Origin of the sequence: Pseudomonas quasicaspiana (assembly GCF_021147825.1) — a bacterium.
Taxonomy (GTDB): Bacteria; Pseudomonadota; Gammaproteobacteria; order Pseudomonadales; family Pseudomonadaceae; genus Aquipseudomonas; species Aquipseudomonas quasicaspiana.
This window is the reverse complement of sequence record NZ_JAGTPI010000065.1, coordinates 14,455-33,435: the sequence shown is the minus strand read 5'-3', so window position 1 is coordinate 33,435 and position 18,981 is coordinate 14,455. Positions and strand designations below refer to the sequence as shown.

Annotated in this window: 17 protein-coding genes and 1 riboswitch; of the genes, 13 read left to right on the top strand and 4 right to left on the bottom strand. The window is 59.0% G+C overall.

Features of this window, described 5'->3' with window-relative positions; all coding sequences use genetic code 11:
• Window positions 1-224: 224 nt before the first annotated feature.
• Window positions 225-1,613: a sensor histidine kinase gene (locus KDX30_RS25345; RefSeq protein ID WP_231677811.1), complete on the bottom strand. Its 1,389-nt coding sequence runs from the start codon at window positions 1,611-1,613 to the stop codon at window positions 225-227.
• The gene (locus tag KDX30_RS25340; RefSeq protein WP_027899765.1) at window positions 1,600-2,277 is read right to left on the bottom strand and encodes a response regulator; all 678 of its coding nucleotides are present in this window, start codon (window positions 2,275-2,277) and stop codon (window positions 1,600-1,602) included. Before KDX30_RS25340 ends, KDX30_RS25345 begins: the two co-directional genes overlap by 14 nt.
• 459 nt (window positions 2,278-2,736) lie before the next feature.
• Between KDX30_RS25340 and KDX30_RS25335 the strand changes: the two genes are divergently transcribed.
• The 4 genes from KDX30_RS25335 to KDX30_RS25320 all read left to right on the top strand — a co-directional run bounded on the left by KDX30_RS25335 (window position 2,737) and on the right by KDX30_RS25320 (window position 6,791).
• Window positions 2,737-3,726, top strand: coding sequence for a Bug family tripartite tricarboxylate transporter substrate binding protein (locus tag KDX30_RS25335; protein ID WP_164581656.1), 990 nt, complete (start codon window positions 2,737-2,739; stop codon window positions 3,724-3,726).
• 61 nt (window positions 3,727-3,787) lie between these two features.
• On the top strand, window positions 3,788-4,246 hold the full coding sequence (locus KDX30_RS25330) for a tripartite tricarboxylate transporter TctB family protein (RefSeq protein ID WP_027899763.1): 459 nt from the start codon (window positions 3,788-3,790) through the stop codon (window positions 4,244-4,246).
• 3 nt (window positions 4,247-4,249) lie between these two features.
• Window positions 4,250-5,764 (top strand): tripartite tricarboxylate transporter permease, encoded by a 1,515-nt coding sequence (locus KDX30_RS25325; RefSeq protein WP_027899762.1) that lies wholly within the window; start codon window positions 4,250-4,252, stop codon window positions 5,762-5,764.
• Window positions 5,757-6,791 (top strand): AbrB family transcriptional regulator, encoded by a 1,035-nt coding sequence (locus KDX30_RS25320; protein WP_231677810.1) that lies wholly within the window; start codon window positions 5,757-5,759, stop codon window positions 6,789-6,791. The genes KDX30_RS25325 and KDX30_RS25320 overlap by 8 nt, the downstream gene beginning before the upstream one ends.
• 94 nt (window positions 6,792-6,885) lie before the next feature.
• Here KDX30_RS25320 and ung read toward each other — a convergent pair whose 3' ends face one another.
• The gene (gene ung / locus KDX30_RS25315; protein ID WP_122708020.1) at window positions 6,886-7,578 is read right to left on the bottom strand and encodes a uracil-DNA glycosylase; all 693 of its coding nucleotides are present in this window, start codon (window positions 7,576-7,578) and stop codon (window positions 6,886-6,888) included.
• 164 nt (window positions 7,579-7,742) lie between these two features.
• Here ung and KDX30_RS25310 point away from each other — a divergent pair, with 164 nt between their 5' ends.
• The 3 genes from KDX30_RS25310 (at window position 7,743) to KDX30_RS25300 (ending at window position 9,531) form a co-directional block, all read left to right on the top strand.
• Window positions 7,743-8,855 carry an enoyl-CoA hydratase/isomerase family protein gene (locus KDX30_RS25310; RefSeq protein ID WP_231677809.1) on the top strand — a complete coding sequence of 371 codons (1,113 nt, stop codon included), beginning with the start codon at window positions 7,743-7,745 and terminating at the stop codon, window positions 8,853-8,855.
• An 86-nt stretch (window positions 8,856-8,941) separates the two neighbouring features.
• Window positions 8,942-9,193: a type II toxin-antitoxin system HicA family toxin gene (locus KDX30_RS25305; protein ID WP_099268543.1), complete on the top strand. Its 252-nt coding sequence runs from the start codon at window positions 8,942-8,944 to the stop codon at window positions 9,191-9,193.
• The gene (locus tag KDX30_RS25300) at window positions 9,190-9,531 is read left to right on the top strand and encodes a type II toxin-antitoxin system HicB family antitoxin (RefSeq protein ID WP_122398368.1); all 342 of its coding nucleotides are present in this window, start codon (window positions 9,190-9,192) and stop codon (window positions 9,529-9,531) included. Before KDX30_RS25305 ends, KDX30_RS25300 begins: the two co-directional genes overlap by 4 nt.
• A 99-nt stretch (window positions 9,532-9,630) precedes the next feature.
• Here KDX30_RS25300 and KDX30_RS25295 read toward each other — a convergent pair whose 3' ends face one another.
• On the bottom strand, window positions 9,631-10,131 hold the full coding sequence (locus tag KDX30_RS25295) for a hypothetical protein (protein ID WP_231677808.1): 501 nt from the start codon (window positions 10,129-10,131) through the stop codon (window positions 9,631-9,633).
• Between the two features lie 298 nt (window positions 10,132-10,429).
• A riboswitch (guanidine-I (ykkC/yxkD leader) is annotated at window positions 10,430-10,531 on the top strand.
• Window positions 10,532-10,590: 59 nt separating this feature from the next.
• Here KDX30_RS25295 and KDX30_RS25290 point away from each other — a divergent pair.
• The 6 genes from KDX30_RS25290 to KDX30_RS25265 all read left to right on the top strand — a co-directional run bounded on the left by KDX30_RS25290 (window position 10,591) and on the right by KDX30_RS25265 (window position 18,965).
• Window positions 10,591-11,661: a putative urea ABC transporter substrate-binding protein gene (locus KDX30_RS25290; protein ID WP_122708026.1), complete on the top strand. Its 1,071-nt coding sequence runs from the start codon at window positions 10,591-10,593 to the stop codon at window positions 11,659-11,661.
• Window positions 11,662-11,688: 27 nt separating this feature from the next.
• Entirely contained in the window at window positions 11,689-12,504 is an 816-nt protein-coding gene (locus KDX30_RS25285) for an ABC transporter permease (protein WP_231677807.1), read from the top strand.
• Window positions 12,501-13,265 carry an ABC transporter ATP-binding protein gene (locus KDX30_RS25280; RefSeq protein WP_099268547.1) on the top strand — a complete coding sequence of 255 codons (765 nt, stop codon included), beginning with the start codon at window positions 12,501-12,503 and terminating at the stop codon, window positions 13,263-13,265. Before KDX30_RS25285 ends, KDX30_RS25280 begins: the two co-directional genes overlap by 4 nt.
• A 12-nt stretch (window positions 13,266-13,277) precedes the next feature.
• Window positions 13,278-14,000, top strand: coding sequence for an urea amidolyase associated protein UAAP1 (locus tag KDX30_RS25275; protein ID WP_099268548.1), 723 nt, complete (start codon window positions 13,278-13,280; stop codon window positions 13,998-14,000).
• Between the two features lie 11 nt (window positions 14,001-14,011).
• Window positions 14,012-14,632: an urea amidolyase associated protein UAAP2 gene (locus KDX30_RS25270; protein WP_027899752.1), complete on the top strand. Its 621-nt coding sequence runs from the start codon at window positions 14,012-14,014 to the stop codon at window positions 14,630-14,632.
• A gap of 247 nt (window positions 14,633-14,879) precedes the next feature.
• Complete coding sequence (locus KDX30_RS25265; RefSeq protein WP_231677806.1) at window positions 14,880-18,965, top strand: urea carboxylase; 4,086 nt, start codon at window positions 14,880-14,882, stop codon at window positions 18,963-18,965.
• Window positions 18,966-18,981: the final 16 nt, after the last annotated feature.

The window sequence follows — 18,981 nt, the reverse complement described above, 5'->3', positions numbered from 1 at the left end:
CCGGGAGAGCGGTATGTCGCTAAAGAAAATTTAGCGAACATTCGGACTTCCTCCCGGCTAAAGCGGAACGCCGCCCGGCCGGTCCTACGGAATAGCGCGGTCTATGTGGGAGCGTGGCTTGCCCGCGATGCATGAGACGCAGCCTGGAGACATACCGCGTTATCGTTTATCGCGAGCAGGTCGCAATGCCGCCCACTCCCACAGATTTGCCAATGGCTCAAAGCCTACTGCGCCGCTATAAAACTCACCCGCACCTTCAACCCACCAGCAGCGCCGTCATGAAGACTGATCTGCGCCAGATGCGCGCGGCATATCTCGCCGACAATCGCCAAGCCAAGACCCGATCCCTTGCCCTGCTGACGGCTGCGGTAGAAGCGCTCGAAGACGCGACTGCGTTCAGCCTCGGGAATGCCCGGACCATCATCCTCGACCTCTAGTACGCCCGGCGCACTGACCCGCAGGATCACGTTACCGCCTGAAGGCGTGTGCGCCAGCGCGTTATCGATAAGGTTGCTCAGCAACTCGTTAAGCAGTGTCGGCTCACCCCGCAACCACACCGGTTCATCCGCTTCAAGGGCGAGGGAAACGCCGTGAGCGTGGGCCAGCGGCGCCATCGCCATGCCCAGTTCGCGAGCCAACTGACTCAGATCCAGTGTCTGCGCCCCACCCTCCGCAATCGCGCGCGCACCATTCTCAATGCGTGCCAGCGACAACAACTGATTGGCCAGATGAGTCAGGCGATCAGTGCCCTGTGCCGCCGCTTCAAGCGTCGTGCGCCAATGTGCGGGTTCTGGATCACGCAGCCCCAGCTCGACCCGTGCTTTAAGCGCTGCCAAAGGGGTACGCAACTCATGGGCGGCATCAGCGATAAATTGTGCCTGTCGCTCGAATTGTTGACGCAGACGCTCGGTAAAGTGGTTGAGCGCGTTAACCAGTGGATGCAGCTCGTGCTGAACCTCAACCAAAGGCAAGGCACGCAAATCATCGGGCTGACGTGATTCGACTTCAGTACGCAAGCGCTCCAGAGGCCGCAACGCAGCACTGACCGTGAACCACACGAGCAGTAACGCACCGGCACCCAGCATGCCCAGACGCAACAGCGTGTCGGCCATCAAACTGCGCGCCATGCTGACCCGGGCTTCTTCGGTCTCGGCAACACGAATCTCGGCCATGCCGTTCATGTTTGGCTCGCTGACCGGCTTGAGCAGACTGACCACTCGCACCGATTGTCCTTGATAGCGAGCGGTATAGAAGCTCGCCAGCGCCGGGTAATCATCGGTGCGCAACGTACCGGGAGGCGGAGGCGGCAGATTTTCATAGCCGGAAATCAGCTTACGGTTGATGTCATTGACCTGGTAATAGATGCGACCCGCGCTGTCGTAAGCGAAGGTGTCCAGAGCGATATAAGGCACATCGGCGCTCAGGGTTCCATCACGCTGGGAAACACCCGCAGCAATCGTTCGCGCCGATGCCAGCAAGGTTCGGTCGTAAGCGATGTCAGCTGCTTCCCGGCCATTCCAGTAAGCGCTGAGCCCGCTGGCCAGCATCAGGACGGTGAGCAATACGCCCAGATTCCACAGCAACCGCCAGCGCAGGCTGTTATGGCTGCTCATCGCGGCTTTCCAGCAAATAGCCAAGGCCGCGGAAGGTCACGATCGCCACCGGATGGCCGTCGAGTTTTTTACGCAGTCGATGCACGTAGATTTCGATAGCATCGGCGCTGGCTTCTTCATCCAGGCCAAACACCTGGGAAGCCACCTGTTCCTTGCTCATCACACGTCCCGGCCGGGCAATCAGCGCTTCAAGCACTGCCTGCTCCCGAGAGGTCAGGGTCAGCAACTCATCGCCCAGAGTGAATCGTCGGGTATCCAGATCGTAAGCCAGCACACCGCAACGCTGCTGCCGTTCGCCACCCAGCACGCTGCGGCGCAGCAAGGCTTTGACCCGGGCTTCCAGCTCGGAAAGCTCAAACGGTTTGGCCAGATAATCGTCAGCCCCGAGATTGAGGCCATGAACGCGATCCTTCACGTCACTGCGCGCAGTCAGCATCAGGACAGGCAGATTCTTGCCCCTCCCGCGCAGCCGCGCCAGTACTTCAAAGCCATCCATGCGTGGCAGGCCGACATCCAGAATCACCGCAGCATATTCTTCGCTGCTCAACGCCAGATCAGCCGCCACACCATCGTGCAATACATCGACGGTCAACCCGGCCCCTTTAAGGGCCTGGGCAACGCTTTCGGCTAATTGCAGATGATCTTCGACGAGAAGAACACGCATCGACTTCTCCTGAGTGCGTGGCTTTTGTGGAGCCCGGAGTTTACAGGCGCGTTACATGCTGTGAAGTATTGAAACAGCTCTAAACGCAATTTATATGGTCATTGAAAGGTAGCTGAAAGGTTTATGAAAGTTTCGGTGTTTAGCATCGGGATGTTTAGCGACAAAACGCGCCGTTTCAGCGGCCGTAAAGAAAAGCACCATGATGTGCTTTCACAATAAGAACAAGAATGGAGTCGACCATGACACAGCCAATGTCCAGGGCCATCTCGCCCGCCTGCAATTCCTATCCTGACGCTTTCGCCTTGACCGGCCGCTGCACGCATTTCATTGCGGGCGCATTCTCGTTGCCTTTCGATATTCATTCACTGCGATGAAGCCGCTTACTGGCGTGCCCCCTTGTGGCCGCCTGTAAAACCGGATCGAACACCCGTTCCACCCCCAAAAACAAAAATCTGGAGACTGACCATGACTTTATCCTTGCGTCGCTTCGCACTGGCTGCTGGCTGCATGATGCTCGCCACGCAACTGTTCGCGGCCGACGAACCCAAGCGCCCTGAATGTATCGCCCCGGCCTCGCCCGGTGGCGGCTTCGACCTGACCTGCAAACTGGTCCAGAGCGCACTGATCAACGAGAAAATCCTTACCAAACCGATGCGTGTGACCTACATGCCCGGTGGTGTCGGTGCTGTGGCTTATAACGCGGTTGTAGCACAGCGTCCTGCTGATGCGGGCACGTTGGTGGCGTGGTCAAGCGGTTCGCTGTTGAATCTGGCGCAAGGCAAGTTCGGCCGCTTTGATGAGGGCGCTGTGCGCTGGCTGGCCGCAGTGGGAACCAGCTACGGCGCCATCGCAGTGAAGAGCGATTCGCCTTACAAAACCCTCGACGATCTGGTCAAGGCGCTCAAGGCTGACCCAAGCAAAGTCGTGATCGGCTCCGGCGGCACAGTCGGTAGCCAGGACTGGATGCAAACCGCACTGATCGCCAAGGCTGCCGGGATCAACCCGCGCGACTTGCGTTATGTCGCCCTCGAAGGCGGCGGTGAAATCGCTACTGCACTGCTCGGCGGCCACATCCAGGTGGGCAGTACTGACATTTCCGACTCCATGCCGCACATCCTCAGTGGCGACATGCGCCTGCTGGCCGTGTTCTCTGAGAAGCGCCTGGATGAGCCGGAAATGAAGAACATTCCGACCGCCAAAGAGCAAGGCTACGACATCGTCTGGCCCGTGGTTCGCGGCTTCTACCTGGGGCCAAAAGTCACCGACGCAGAGTACGACTGGTGGAAAGCCGCGTTCGACAAACTGCTGGCTTCGGAAGAGTTCGCCAAGCTGCGTGACCAGCGTGAACTGTTCCCCTTCGCCATGACCGGTGCCGAGCTGGACACCTACGTGAAGAAGCAGGTTGCTGACTACAAGACCCTGGCCAAGGAATTCGGCCTGATTCAGTGATCGATTGACTGACTAGTGGTTGCAGCTGCCTGCGCGGCAGCGCAACCCGGGAGCTTTCACCATGGTGATCCAACGTATTTTTGCCGCTGTACTGCTGCTGGTTTGCGCCGGTCTGGCAGTCATGGCCTGGCCCTATCAGGCGCCGTTCTCCTACGAGCCGGTTGGTCCCCGGGCTTTTCCCCTGCTGATGCTGGGGTTGATGAGCCTGGCCTTGCTTTACATGCTGTTCCGCCCGGCCGCCATTGTGCACACCGAAGAAGAGCCCGCGCTGGATCGCGACACCATCGTCAAGATCGTCGCATGCGTGGCCTTGCTGCTGATTTTTGCCGGCACCTTCGAACCACTGGGCTTCATCCTCAGCAGCATTCTGATCGGCATCCCCATGGCACGCCTGTATGGCGGCCGCTGGGTACCCAGCGTGATCGTGGTGATTCTGATGAGCGTCGGTCTTTACCTGCTTTTCGATAAAGCCATGGACGTACCGTTGCCCCTGGGCCTGCTCGACGTTCTGGAGAACTAATAAATGGATACTTTCAGCTATCTGGGCCAGGGCTTCGGCGTTGCACTGACTCCTTACAACCTCATTACCGCACTGTCCGGAACCCTGATCGGCACGGTGGTCGGGCTGCTGCCGGGTTTGGGCCCCATCAACGGAGTTGCGTTGTTGATCCCGATTGCCTTTGCCCTGGGCCTGCCGCCGGAATCGGCGCTGATCCTGTTGGCAGCCGTGTATCTGGGCTGTGAATACGGCGGCCGAATCAGCTCTATCCTGCTGAACATTCCAGGCGAAGCATCGACCGTCATGACCACACTCGACGGCTACCCAATGGCCCGTCAAGGCCTGGCAGGCGTCGCCCTGTCATTGTCGGCATGGAGCTCATTCATTGGTGCCTTTATCGCCACCTGCGGCATGGTGCTGTTCGCCCCGCTACTGGCGAAATGGGCGATAGCCTTTGGACCTGCGGAATACTTCGTGCTGATGGTGTTTGCCATTGTCTGCCTTGGAGGCATGGCGGGTGACCGGCCCGTCAAAACCTTTATTGCAGCCTTGATCGGTCTGTTCCTGTCGGCCGTCGGGATCGATGCCAACAGCGGCGTATACCGCTTCACCGGTGACAACATCCACCTGACTGACGGTATCCAGTTTGTGGTGTTGGTACTGGGTCTGTTTTCCATCAGCGAAATTCTCTTGCTGCTGGAAAAAACCCACCGTGGTCAGGAAGCGGTAAAAGCCACCGGCCGCATGATGTTCAACCTCAAGGAAGCGGGCTCGGTGTTCGTGGTGAACATTCGCTGCGGCTTGCTGGGTTTCATCATGGGCGTACTGCCGGGTGCCGGTGCAACACTGGCCAGCGCAGTGGCGTACATGACCGAGAAGCGTATTGCTGGTGCCAGTGGCAAGTTCGGCCAAGGCGACATGCGCGGTCTGGCCGCCCCTGAAACGGCTATTGGTGCTTCAGCGTGCGGCGCTCTGGTGCCCATGCTGACACTGGGGGTTCCAGGTTCGGGCACCACAGCGGTGATGATCGGCGCATTGTCGCTGTACAACATCACACCGGGGCCCATGCTGTTCCAACAGCAACCGGACATCGTCTGGGGCCTTATCGCTTCGTTGTTCATCGCCAACATCATGCTGGTGATCCTCAACATTCCGATGATCCGCATCTTCACGCGCATCCTCAATGTGCCGAACTGGGCACTGGTGCCTGTGATTGCAATCATCACCGGGATCGGCGTCTATGCTGTGCATGCCACCACCTTCGACCTGTTCCTGATGGTCGGCATCGGCATCTTCGGTTACATCCTGCGCAAGCTGGATTTCCCGCTGTCGCCAATCCTGCTGGGCTTCATCCTGGGCGGTTTGATGGAGCAGAACCTGCGTCGCGCACTGTCGATTTCCAACGGTGCGATGGAGATTCTGTGGTCCAGCCCGATCACCATGGGCGTCTGGGCGCTGACCATCGTCATGCTGCTGTTCCCGGTTATCCGTATCTGGCGCAAGCGCAATGCCCAACGCAGTGCAGCGACCAGTGTCTGATAGACCTTTAAAAAGCTGGTGGGCAACACCGCTGGTCGGCCTGGCTGGCGGTTACCTCGCCAGCCTGGTCGGCTGGCCTCTTCCCTGGATGGTCGGCTCGCTGTTGGCGATCATCCTCGTTCGGTGCCTGACACCCTGGCAACTGACCGAAATTCCCGGCGGCCGCAAATGCGGCCAATGGATTGTCGGCATTGGTATTGGCTTGCACTTCACCCCTATCGTGATCGAGCAAGTCCTGGCGCACTTCGGGCTTATTTTTCTCGCGGCACTGATCACCAGTATTTCCAGTGTGGTGGGCGTGTGGCTCATGCTTCGTACGGGAGAGGACCGCGCAACGGCGTTCTTTTCCAGCATGCCCGGTGGCTCGGGGGAAATGGTCAACCTCGGTTCACGCAATGGCGCCCTCCTCAGTAGCGTCGCCGCCGGGCAAAGCCTGCGGGTACTGACGGTGGTACTTTGCGTTCCGGCAATCTTCAAATATCTGATGGGTGAAGGCACGCCGATCGTCCACGCAGGAAGCGTCAACTGGCTGTGGCTGGCGGTATTGTTCCCGCTAGGTGCGGCGGTGGCCTGGCTCTGGCAACGGTTGAAGCAGCCCAATCCCTGGTTGTTCGGGCCTTTACTGGTCAGTGCGGCCATCAGCGTCAGCTTCGATCTGCATATTGGCCTGCCGGACGGCAGCAGCCAGACCGGTCAGTGGTTGATCGGCAGCGGGCTGGGTTGCCACTTCAATCGTCAGTTCTTTCGCCGTGCACCGTCCTTCATAGCTCGGACCCTGCTCGGCACTGCCCTGACCATGCTTATCGCAGCCCTCGCCGCTTTCGCCCTGAGCACCGCGACTCATCTCGACTTGCGCTCTTTGACCCTGGGAATGATGCCTGGCGGCATTGCGGAAATGAGCCTGACAGCCGAAGTCCTGCAGCTATCAGTACCCTTGGTGACTGCGATGCAGGTGATGAGATTGTTGTTTGTACTGTTTTTGGCCGAGCCGATTTTTCGGTATTGGAATCGTCGGGCTGGAGATTAGCGTTTTATGTAGGAGCTGCCGAAGGCTGCGAAACGATTTGCATGTCACACCGCCTTCGCAGCCTTCGGCAGCTCCTACAAAAGATGTGATCTCATCAATCCTGCGGCAATCGCCACTCAATCGGCGCCATACCGTTTTGCTCAAGATACTTGTTCGCCCTGCTGAAATGCCCGCAACCCAGAAACCCTTTATAGGCTGACAGCGGCGAAGGATGCACCGACGTCAGCACAAGGTGTTTGGTGGCATCGACCAGTTTCTGTTTGCTCTGCGCATGGGCGCCCCACAACATGAACACCAGATGCGGCTGCTGGGCGCTGACCGTCTCGATGACTTTGTCTGTGAAATGCTGCCAGCCTTTGCCGGCGTGCGAAGCAGCGTTGGCGCGCTCCACGGTCAGCGTGGTATTGAGCATCAAGACGCCTTGATCGGCCCAGGACTGCAAGTGACCGTGGCGAGGGATATCAATGTTCAGGTCACGCTTCAACTCTTTATAGATGTTGACCAGCGAAGGTGGCGCAGGCACGCCCGGCTGGACCGAAAAGCACAAGCCGTGAGCCTGACCGGGGCCGTGATACGGATCCTGACCCAGTATTACCACCTTGACCTTGTCCAGCGGCGTCGAATTCAACGCATTGAAGATCAGCGGCCCGGGCGGATAGATTTCCTTGCCTGCTGCATGTTCCTGGCGCAGGAACTCACGCAACTGGCCCATGTAAGGCTTTTCGAACTCCTCACGCAGTGCCTGCTTCCAGCTGGGGTCAAGTTTGATGCGGTCGTCGCTTGTCATGGTCACACCCTGAAATCAATGCGCGGACACTAGGAAAGCTGGCCGCCAATGTCAAATCAGCTCGTCGCACCCAACCTTTTCCTACACTGAACCTCATGCAACTTAACCCGACGCCGGACTATCACACCTGTGTTGGATACATGCATTGCCCCCGAGAGGTCACGATGAATCTGCAATTTGAAGAATTCCCGGCTCAGGATGGCGCACGCATCGGCATTGCCACTCTGGACGCCGAACAATCGTTGAACGCGTTGTCATTGCCCATGATCCTCGCCCTGCAAGAACGGCTCGATGCCTGGGCCAGCGATGAAAAAATCGTCTGCGTTCTGCTGCGCGGCAATGGCGCGAAGGCGTTCTGTGCCGGTGGCGACGTCCGCTCGCTGGTTGATCAGTGTCGTGAAAATCCCGGCGAAGTACCGCCCCTGGCCGCCAGCTTCTTCGCCGCCGAGTACCGGCTCGACTACAGTCTGCACACTTTTCCAAAACGGCTGATCTGCTGGGGCCACGGCTACGTGCTCGGTGGCGGCATGGGTCTGTTGCAAGGCGCAAGCACGCGGATTGTGACGCCGAGCAGTCAGCTAGCCATGCCGGAAATCAGCATCGGGCTGTTTCCGGACGTTGGCGCCAGTTGGTTCTTGTCACGTCTGCCTGGCAAGCTCGGCCTGTTCCTGGGACTGACTGGCGCTCACATCAATGCGCATGACGCGCTCGATCTGGATCTGGCTGATCGCTTCATGCTGGATGAGCAACAGGAGGATTTGATCGAAGGCCTGCAGCAATTGAACTGGCAGGAGCAAACGTCAGTCCAGCTCAATAGCCTGCTCAAGGCCCTGCAACATGAAGCCCTTGGCCAATTGCCTGAAGCGCAATGGCTGCCACGCCGGGCGCAGATCGACGAATTGCTCGACGTCGGCAACCTGCCCTGCGCATGGACTGCACTCAGTCATTTACAGCATAGCGACGATGCACAATTAGCCCGCGCCGCAAAAAACCTGACCCACGGCTGCCCGCTCACTGCACACCTCGTCTGGGAACAAATCCAGCGCGCCCGCCACATGTCGCTGGCTGAAGTGCTGCAAATGGAATACGCAATCAGCCTCAATTGCTGCCGCCATCCGGAGTTCAGCGAGGGCGTGCGTGCGCGGCTCATCGACAAGGACAACACACCCCACTGGCACTGGCAGGACGTCGCGACGATTCCGTTGGCGGTGATCGATGCGCACTTCAGCAAGGCGTGGGAAGGACGACATCCGTTGGCGGATTTGTCGGCATATTGAATTTTTTGCTCGACATCACCGGGCCAAGCTCCGTTTGACCTCTTTTCCGCGCGCGACTAGAATCAGTCGCACGGAATGGAGGCTGGATGTCGAAGCAAGAAAAGCTGCTCGCCAAGCTACTGAACAGGCAATCGGGATTTAGCTGGCCAGAACTGGTCGCGCTGTTGAAAGGTTTCGGCTACAAGCAAATCGAGGGTGATGGCAGCCGCGTCAAATTTGATAACGGCAATGCTCAAGCGATGATAAACCTGCATCGCCCCCATCCAGGCAATGAGATAAAGGCATACGTTAAACGACAGGTTATCGAGCATCTGAAAGCGGGAGGTCTGATTTCATGAGTACGCTGTTACAGCACCGGGGCTATTACGGTTCAATTGAAGCCAGCCCTGAAGATAACTGCCTGTTCGGAAAACTTCAGTTCATACGCGCACTGGTGAACTATGAAGGCGAAACCGTGGCGGAGCTATCTCAATCCTTTCGTAACGCGGTAGATGACTATCTGGATACTTGCTCAACTCTCGGGCAAGACCCGGAATTGCCCTGCAAAGGCTCGTTCAATGTCAGGGTCGGGCATGACCTGCATTTGGCAGCCAGCGTTGCCGCGACCCGCGATAAAATTTCACTTAATGACCTGACACGTAAAGCGCTTCGAGAATATCTGAGTCACCATGCGTGACTATAAAGCTGCAGGTTGATAAACGTGATGAGCCGATAGTCCGAAGGTACATATCAGACAGAAAAACGGCGCCCCAATGGAGCGCCGTTTTTGATTCACCTACCGATGCCCGCCTCGACCATCGCCACCGCGACCGCCTCGACCGTCACCTCGTCCACCGCCCCTGCCGGGACCGCCGTGGCCTCTGCCATCACCATGACCATTTCCCCACGAAGGACCGGGGCGGCCTGGATTGCCGCGAAAGTCATTACGCGGCGAATTTCGGTACCCGGAGTTGCCGCGATAACGGTTGTCACCCCAACCGTAGCCGGGCGGACGGCCTGGCTGGTAATACCGTGGTAATGGAGGCGGCGCGTAGTACCGCACCGGCGGAGGTGAGTAATAACGCACCTGTGGCACTGAATAGTAGCGAGGCTGAGGCGCTACATAGATGCGCTGCTCCTGATAGTAATTAGAGCTGTAGCCATTGTCGTAAGAGTAAACACTGGTTCCGTAAGTGGTCGGCAACTCCGTCACCCGGGAGGAATAGTAGCCTGAGTCGGTGTAACAACCTGCGAGACTCAGGGTCAGCAAAACGATGAGCAAGGTTCGTCGATACATGGCGGCCTCCTGGACCGCGGTAGTGCACGCACCAGCGACGCTGGTCGGCGTCTATCAAACTGCAACAGACGAAAATAAGACATTAAAAAGACCCTCCAGTGCCCTGATCCGCCTGTCACCTGACGAGCTGCCGCCCCATCGCAGTGCGCTCGCGCACCATGTCACAGCAAAACGCATCAGCGTAGTAATCATCAGAATCGCTGTCAGCCACGGCGTGCGGGCCTTTCCATGACTTGGCACAACTCTCGCTTAACAAACCGTGTGCAGGAGTCAACTCAGGTTCGCGGCACCACAATTTGCAATAGCTGACTAGGGTTCCGGCTCGCCTTTGGCGAGTGGCTGGTCCGAGAGTTGGCGACCTCCAGTAGAGGTTACACGGCGGGATAAAAGCCCGGGAGACAGGACACCAGTGGTGTCGCGTTGCTCCTGATCGCCTTTCTTTCGCTACTGGAGGTAAACATGCAAAAGTCCCGTCTATTAGGTCTGCTCACCGCAGGCCTCATCGCTGCATCGATCCTCTCCCCGGCACACGCCGCCGTTAAAAAAGAATTCAATGTTTGCTGGACGATTTATGCCGGCTGGATGCCCTGGGAATACGCAGGCACTCAAGGCATCGTCGATAAATGGGCGAAAAAGTACGATATCAAAATCGATGTCACCCAGCTCAACGACTACGTCGAATCCATCAACCAATACACCGCTGGCCAGTTCGATGGCTGCACCATGACCAACATGGACGCGCTGACCATCCCGGCTGCGGGCGGCGTAGAAAGCACCGCGCTGGTAGTCAGCGACTTCTCCAACGGCAACGATGGCATTGTGATCAAGGGCACCGGCAAGAAAGTTGCCGACCTCAAAGGCATGGACGTCAACCTGGTAGAGCTTTCCGTTTCCCACTACCTGCTGGCCCGCGCGCTGGACAGCGTCGATCTTGCAGAAAAAGACCTGAAAGTGGTCAACACGTCCGATGCGGATATCTCTGCGGCTTTCAACACTGACGACGTGCAAGCCGTCACCACCTGGAACCCGATGCTGGCCGACATCAAAGCCAAGCCCGGCGTGACTGAAGTGTTCAACTCCAGCCAGATTCCTGGCGAGATCATGGACATGATGGTGGTCAACACCCAGACCCTGAAAGACAACCCGGCACTGGGCAAAGCCCTTACAGGCGCATGGTTTGAAGTGGTCGCACTGATGAACGCGAAAAACGCCCAGAGCAAAGCCGCTCTTGAGCACATGGCCAAAGCTTCTGGCACCGATCTGGCCGGTTTCCAGGCGCAGCTGGACACCACCAAACTGTTCGCCACTCCCAAGGAAGCGCTTGAGTTCGCCACCAGCAAACAACTGCCGGACACCATGCGCAAAGTCGCCAACTTCTCCTTCGAGCATGGCCTGCTCGGTGAAGGCGCCAAAGACTCCAGCGCGGTGGGCATGACCTTCGCCAATGGCGTGACCTCTGGTGACAAGGCCAACCAGAAGCTGCACTTCGATCCGAGTTATGTGCAGATGGCTGCCGACGGCAAGTTGTAATCCGGGTCCCGCTGAAAGGTCATTGCCATGCGCTTGATAAATCGCCGCCCGGATCGCGCCAGCCGCCTGATCCTGGTGCTCCTGCCGTTCGCCTTGCTGCTGTTCGCCTACTTCACTGGCTCGGCAACCCGGCTGACGGAGAACCCCAACGACAAGCTGTTGCCCAGTGCGGTTCAGATGGCCGATGCAGTAAAACGCATGGCCTTCACCGAGGACCAACGCAGCGGCGGCTATCTGCTGTGGCAGGACACCGGTTCCAGTCTGCAACGTCTGGCTATCGGCTTGGGCATCAGCGCCTTGCTGGGCCTGTGCCTGGGCATTGCCTCGGGGATTCTGCCGTTGTTCGGCGCACCGTTGTCGCCCTTACTGACGGTGCTGTCGATGGTGCCACCGCTGGCGATTCTGCCGATCCTGTTCATTGTCTTCGGGTTGGGCGAACTGTCGAAAGTGATGCTGATCGTGATTGGTATCACGCCGATTCTGGCCCGCGACCTTGAGCAGCGCGCCCGGGAAATTCCCGTCGAGTTGCTGATCAAGGCGCAGACATTGGGCGCATCAACCTGGACGTTGATCCTGCGGGTGATCCTGCCGCAATTGCTGCCACGCTTGCTGATCGCTCTGCGACTGGTGCTGGGCTCGGCCTGGTTGTTCCTGATCGCCGCTGAAGCCATCGCGTCCACCGATGGCCTTGGGTATCGGATCTTTCTGGTTAGGCGTTATCTGGCCATGGACGTGATTCTTCCCTATGTGGTCTGGATCACCCTGCTGGCCTGGCTCATGGATTGGGGTCTCAAGGCGCTGACCCGTAAAGCCTTTCCCTGGTATGAGGGGGTACGCGGATGAGCTTCATTTCAGTCAATAACGTCTGGCAGCAATACGACGACCTGGTGGTGCTGGAAGGCCTGAATCTGAGCGTCGCCGAAGGCGAGTTCTGCACACTGGTGGGCGCTTCGGGCTGCGGCAAGTCGACCTTTCTGCGCCTGTTGCTGGGCCAGGAAGTCGCCAGCAAAGGCAGCATCACCCTGGACGGCAAGGCACTGGCGAGCGAACCTGATGCCAGTCGCGGCGTGGTGTTCCAGCGCTATTCGGTGTTCCCGCATCTTTCGGTGCTGGACAACGTCGCGCTGGGTCTTGAGCTCCCTCGTTCGGCATTCCTTGGCCGGTTGTTTGGCACGGCCAAGCGCGAAGCACGGGAACAGGCCGCGCAACTGCTGCACAAAGTCGGCCTTGGTCACGCGCTGGATAAATACCCCGCGCAGCTTTCCGGCGGCATGCAACAACGGCTGGCCATTGCTCAAGCGCTGATCATGAAACCCAGGGTGCTGCTGCTCGACGAACCGTTCGGCGCGCTCGACCCTGGCATTCGCAAAGACATGCACGCCTTGTTGCTGGAGCTGTGGCGCGAGACCCAACTGACCGTGTTCATGGTCACTCACGACCTGTCCGAAGGCTTCAACCTCGGCACTCGTCTGTTGGTTTTCGACAAAGTGCGCATCGACCCTCACGCACCCGGCGCTTATGGCGCGCGCATCACTTACGACATCCCCCTGAACAGCGACCGCCGCGCCGCACGCGCCGCGCTTGATTCGCTGCAACAGGCTTAAAGGACATTGCTCATGACCACAAACACGTTATTCCCGGTCTTTACCGAAGAACTGCTGCCCGGTGGCGGCCATCGTTCCTTCATCCTCAAGCGCGGTGAGCTGCTGCGCCTGACCGATTTGAATGGCAATGCAAACGTCAGCCTGACGATGCTAAACGCAAACGAAAAAACCGAGCGGTTGAATCTGCCCGACAGCCTCAAGTGCCAACACACCGCCAAACTCACCAGCGGCCACTGCCTGTATTCGGACATGGGCCGCGTATTGACAGCGATTACGGCTGACACCTGCGGCTGGAGCGACAGCATCGGCGGCGTGCTCTGCGCCGATGAAGTTGCGGAAAAGTACGGCCAGGGCCGCTATCAGGAACTGCGCAATGGCTTCTTCCGCAACGGCGTCGATAACCTGCTGGTCGAGCTGGGCAAGTGGGGCCTGGGGCTGTCCGATCTGCTGATGACACTGAACCTGTTCAGCCGCGTCAGCGTTGACGACGCAGGCAAACTGCACTTCGTGCCGAACAACTCCAAAGCGGGTGACTACATCGAGCTGTACGCACCGATGGACACGCTGGTGGTGCTCACCGCGCTGCAACACCCCATGGACCCGAACCCGGAATACGCGCCACAACCGGTCCAGTTGAGCTGGATGAAAGCCGACGCCAGCGTCGCCGAACACTGCCGTACGTCCCGCCCGGAAAACGAGCGCGGTTTCATCAACACCGACCGCCTGTTCGCCTGAGGAGCATTGTCATGAGTCTGCATTCCAACATCCCGACCACCACTACTCACATCCCGGCAGGCGAGCCGTCGCTGACCGAACTCAAGGCCGGGCAAACCCTGCGCATCCTCGATCTGGAGGGCAACCAGGCAATCGATACGCTGTTCTTCAGCCTTGCCAACCCTCGTGAGCGCTATGACGTACAGCGCACATTGCGCCGTCAAGGCAGCGTTTATCTGACCACGGGCAGCGTGCTGTATTCCAATCTCGGCAAGCCGATGCTGACCATCGTCGATGACACCTGTGGTCGCCACGACACCCTCGGCGGTGCCTGCGCGCAAGAGAGCAACACCGTGCGTTACGCCCTGGAAAAACGCCACATGCACAGCTGCCGCGATAACTACCTGCGCGCCTGTGCCCACGATGGTCGTCTGGGCAAAGGCGACATCGGGCCAAACATCAACTTCTTCATGAACGTGCCGGTCACCGCTGATGGCGGGCTGACCTTTGAAGACGGCATTTCCGCCCCCGGTAAGTACGTGGAACTGCGCGCAGAAATGGACGTGATCGTGCTGATCTCCAACTGCCCGCAGTTGAATAACCCGTGCAACGGCTACAACCCGACACCGGCTGAATTGCACGTCTGGAATTGATCTCTCCGGCTGCATGTATACCTGTGGGAGCAGAGCTTGCTCGCGATAAGGCTGGACGCGATCCAAAGTGAACCGAGTCTAGCCTTATCGCGAGCAAGCTCAGCTCCCACAAGGAATCTCCATTGCAATCCAGATTTTGCAGCACCTGAACACACCACGACGGACGACCCTCGTGCAGACACATCAATAGCGGGACGGCCCGCTTCCCAGTTTGAGGTCGAGCTGATCGGCTTCCGGGGTTCAAGCCATGTTCGACAAACTGCTGATTGCCAACCGCGGCGCCATTGCCTGCCGCATCCTGCGAACCTTGCGTGCACTGCACGTCAAAGGCGTCGCGGTCTATTCCGAAGCGGACGCGGCCAGCCTGCACCTGCTGGAAGCCGATGAAGCCCACAGTCTGGGTGAAGGCGGCGCAGCCGGAACCTATCTGGCGGTGGACAAAATCCTCGCCATCGCCAAAACCACCGGCGCTAAAGCCATCCATCCTGGTTACGGTTTTCTTTCGGAAAACGCGGCCTTTGCTCAGGCCTGTGAAGACGCAGGGATCGCTTTCGTGGGGCCAACGCCCGAGCAACTGCGCGTTTTCGGCCTCAAGCACACCGCTCGTGCGCTGGCGAAGAAGCACGGTGTACCAATGCTCGAAGGCACCGAGCTACTCGACAGCGTCGAAGCCGCCCTGAGCGCGGCTGAAATCATCGGCTACCCGGTAATGTTGAAAAGCACCGCAGGTGGTGGCGGGATTGGCATGCGCGTCTGCCGCACTGCCGCAGAACTGAGCGAATCCTTTGAGGCCGTAAAACGCCTCGGGCAGAACAATTTCAGCGACGCCGGCGTATTCATCGAGAAGTACATCCAGCGCGCCCGGCACCTTGAAGTGCAGGTCTTCGGCGACGGTTGCGGCGAAGTGCTGGCCCTTGGCGTACGCGACTGTTCCGTACAGCGGCGTAACCAGAAAGTCCTCGAAGAAACCCCTGCGCCAAACTTGCCCGACGGCATGGGTGAAGCGCTGTGCATGGCGGCGATCAAACTTGCCAAAGCCGTTAACTATCGCAGCGCAGGAACTGTGGAGTTTGTTTTCGACAGCGACGACCAGCGTTTTTACTTCCTCGAAGTGAACACCCGCCTTCAGGTCGAGCACGGCGTCACCGAGCAAGTCTGGGGTGTCGATCTGGTCAGCTGGATGGTGCAACTGGCGGCCGGTGACCTACCGCCGTTGTCGGAACTGCAAGCCGCACTCAAGCCCAGCGGCCACGCCATCCAGGCGCGTCTGTATGCGGAAGATCCGGGGCGGGATTTCCAGCCCTGCCCCGGCTTGCTGACCGCAGTGAACTTCCCCGCTGTGGATGGCAAAAGCTTGCGCATCGATACCTGGGTAGAAGCCGGTTGCGAGATTCCGCCGTTCTTCGACCCGATGATCGCCAAGGTGATCAGTTGGGCACCCAATCGTCAGTTAGCCAGCGATGGACTGGCCAATGCCTTGAGCGAAACCCGCCTGTATGGCGTGGAAACCAATCGCGATTACCTGCGGCAGATTATCGCTGACGTACCGTTCGCCAGCGGCCAGCCATGGACTCGCTGCCTGGAAGGTCTGGTCTACCAGGCCGATACCTTTGAAGTGCTCAGCGGCGGCACTCAAACCAGCGTCCAGGATTATCCTGGCCGCCTGGGTTACTGGGCGGTAGGCGTGCCGCCTTCCGGTCCGATGGACAGCCGTGCTTTGCGTTTGGGCAACTGTTTGCTGGGCAATGCCGAAGGTTGCGCTGCACTGGAAATCACCATGAGCGGGCCGTTGCTGCGCTTCAATACCGACGCTGTGATCGCGGTGACTGGCGCCGTTATTCCGCTGACGCTGGACGGTAAGCCGCAGCCAATGAACACAGCAGTGTTCGTGCCAGCCGGTTCACAACTGGCGCTGGGCACGATTGCCGGGGCCGGTGCGCGCAGTTATCTGTGCGTACGTGGCGGGCTGGATGTGCCGGATTATCTGGGCAGCAAAAGCACATTCACTCTCGGCCAGTTTGGTGGCCACGGCGGGCGCGCTTTGCGGGCGGGCGACGTGCTGCATGTTGCGCCGCTGATTGATCGCAGCACCGGGCAGCAAGTCCCTCCAGAACAACTGGAAGACTTGCCGAGCGTACGCCATATCCGTGTGATCTATGGCCCGCATGGGGCACCGGAATACTTCACCGAAAATTACATGCAGACGTTCTTCGCCACCCAGTGGGAAGTGCACTTCAACTCCAGCCGCACCGGCGTGCGCCTGATCGGGCCGAAGCCGGAATGGGTCCGGGCCGATGGCGGAGAGGCGGGACTGCATCCATCGAACATTCATGACAACCCGTATGCGATTGGCGCAGTGGATTTCACCGGTGATATGCCGGTGATTCTAGGTCCTGATGGCCCAAGCCTGGGCGGCTTTGTTTGCCCGGTGACGATCATTGAAGCCGACCTTTGGCAACTGGGCCAGCTCAAGGCTGGGGACAAGGTGATGTTTCATGCGGTGAGCCTTGAACAGGCACGCAGATTTATCGGTAGGAGCGAATTCATTCGCGATGAGGCCGTTGCATCCGATGCATCTTCTGCGTCTGGAATGCCCTCATCGCGGGCAAGCGCGCTCCTACAGGGGGACGGCGGCGCAGCGCAGTCCGGTGGGAGCGAATTCATTCGCGATGAGGCCGTTGCATCCGATGCATCTTCTGCGTCTGGAATGCCTTCATCGCGGGCAAGCGCGCTCCTACAGGGGGACGGCGGTGCAGCACATTCCAGTGGGAGCGAATTCATTCGCGATGAGGCCGGTGCATCCGATGCATCTTCTGCGTCTGAACTACCTTCATCGCGGGCAAGCGCGCTCCTACAGGGGGACAGCGGCGCAGCGCAGTCCGGTGGGAGCGAATTCATTCGCGATGAGGCTGGTGCATCCGATGCATCTTCTGCGTCTGAACTACCTTCATCGCGGGCAAGTTCGCTCCTACAGGGGGCCGGCGGTGCAGCGCAGTCCGGTGGGAGCGAATTCATTCGCGAAGCAGGCGACGCGGTGCCTGATCTGACACCTTTGGAAGCGAGCATCGCTCCAGCAGAATTGACGTCACCCATCGTTCTGGATATTGGCGCAGACGACACCCGCCTGGTCGCCCGCCTCTCCGGCGATACCCACCTGTTGCTGGAGATCGGCGCACCTGAGCTGGATCTGGTCTTGCGCTTCCGCGGCCATGCCTTGATGCAGGCGCTGGAAGCCAAGCATCTGCAAGGCGTAATCGACCTGACGCCGGGCATTCGCTCACTGCAAGTGCATTACCAGCCAGAACAACTACCGATGGCGCAACTGCTCGATATCGTCGCTGGCGAATGGGACGCCGTCTGCGCGGCCAAAGACCTGCAAGTCCCTTCGCGCATCGTCCATCTGCCGTTGTCCTGGGATGATCCGGCCTGTCAGCTCGCCATCGAAAAATACATGACTACCGTGCGCAAAGACGCCCCTTGGTGCCCGAGCAATCTGGAGTTCATCAGGCGCATAAACGACCTGCCCAACCTCGATGAAGTACAGCGCTCCGTGTTCGAGGCCAGCTATCTGGTCATGGGCCTGGGCGACGTGTACCTGGGCGCACCGGTTGCCACGCCACTGGATCCGCGCCATCGACTGGTCACCACAAAATACAACCCGGCTCGCACCTGGACCGCCGAAAACTCGGTGGGCATCGGCGGTGCGTACATGTGCGTGTACGGCATGGAAGGCCCCGGTGGTTATCAGTTTGTGGGGCGCACCTTGCAGATGTGGAATCGCTACCGCGAAGTCGCCGCCTTCGACGGCAAACCATGGTTACTGCGCTTCTTCGATCAGATCCGCTTCTACCCGGTCAGCGCTGAAGAACTGCTGCGCATCCGTCGTGATTTCCCGCTGGGCCGTTATGACCTGGAGATCGAACACAGCACGCTGAACCTCGCCGACTATCAGGCATTCCTGAATCGCGAAGCCGAAGGCATCGCCGCATTCCGCAGCCAGCAACAAGCGGCGTTCAACGCTGAACGTGAACGCTGGATCGCCAGCGGTCAGGCCAATTTCGAAAGCGAAGAAGCCGTCTCGCCATTGACCGAAGAGGCACCGCTCAACGCTGGAGAGCACAGCGTCGACAGTCATATCGCCGGTAACCTCTGGCAGGTGCAGGTCGATGTCGGCCAGCGTGTCGAGGCAGGTGAGACATTGGTGATTCTGGAGTCGATGAAGATGGAAATTCCGCTGCTGGCACCGACCTCCGGCGTGGTCCGCGAGGTGCGCGTCCAGCCCGGTTCGGCAGTGCGTGCAGGTCAGCGTGTCGTCGTGCTGCAAGCCGACTGATCCTTTTACTTTTTGA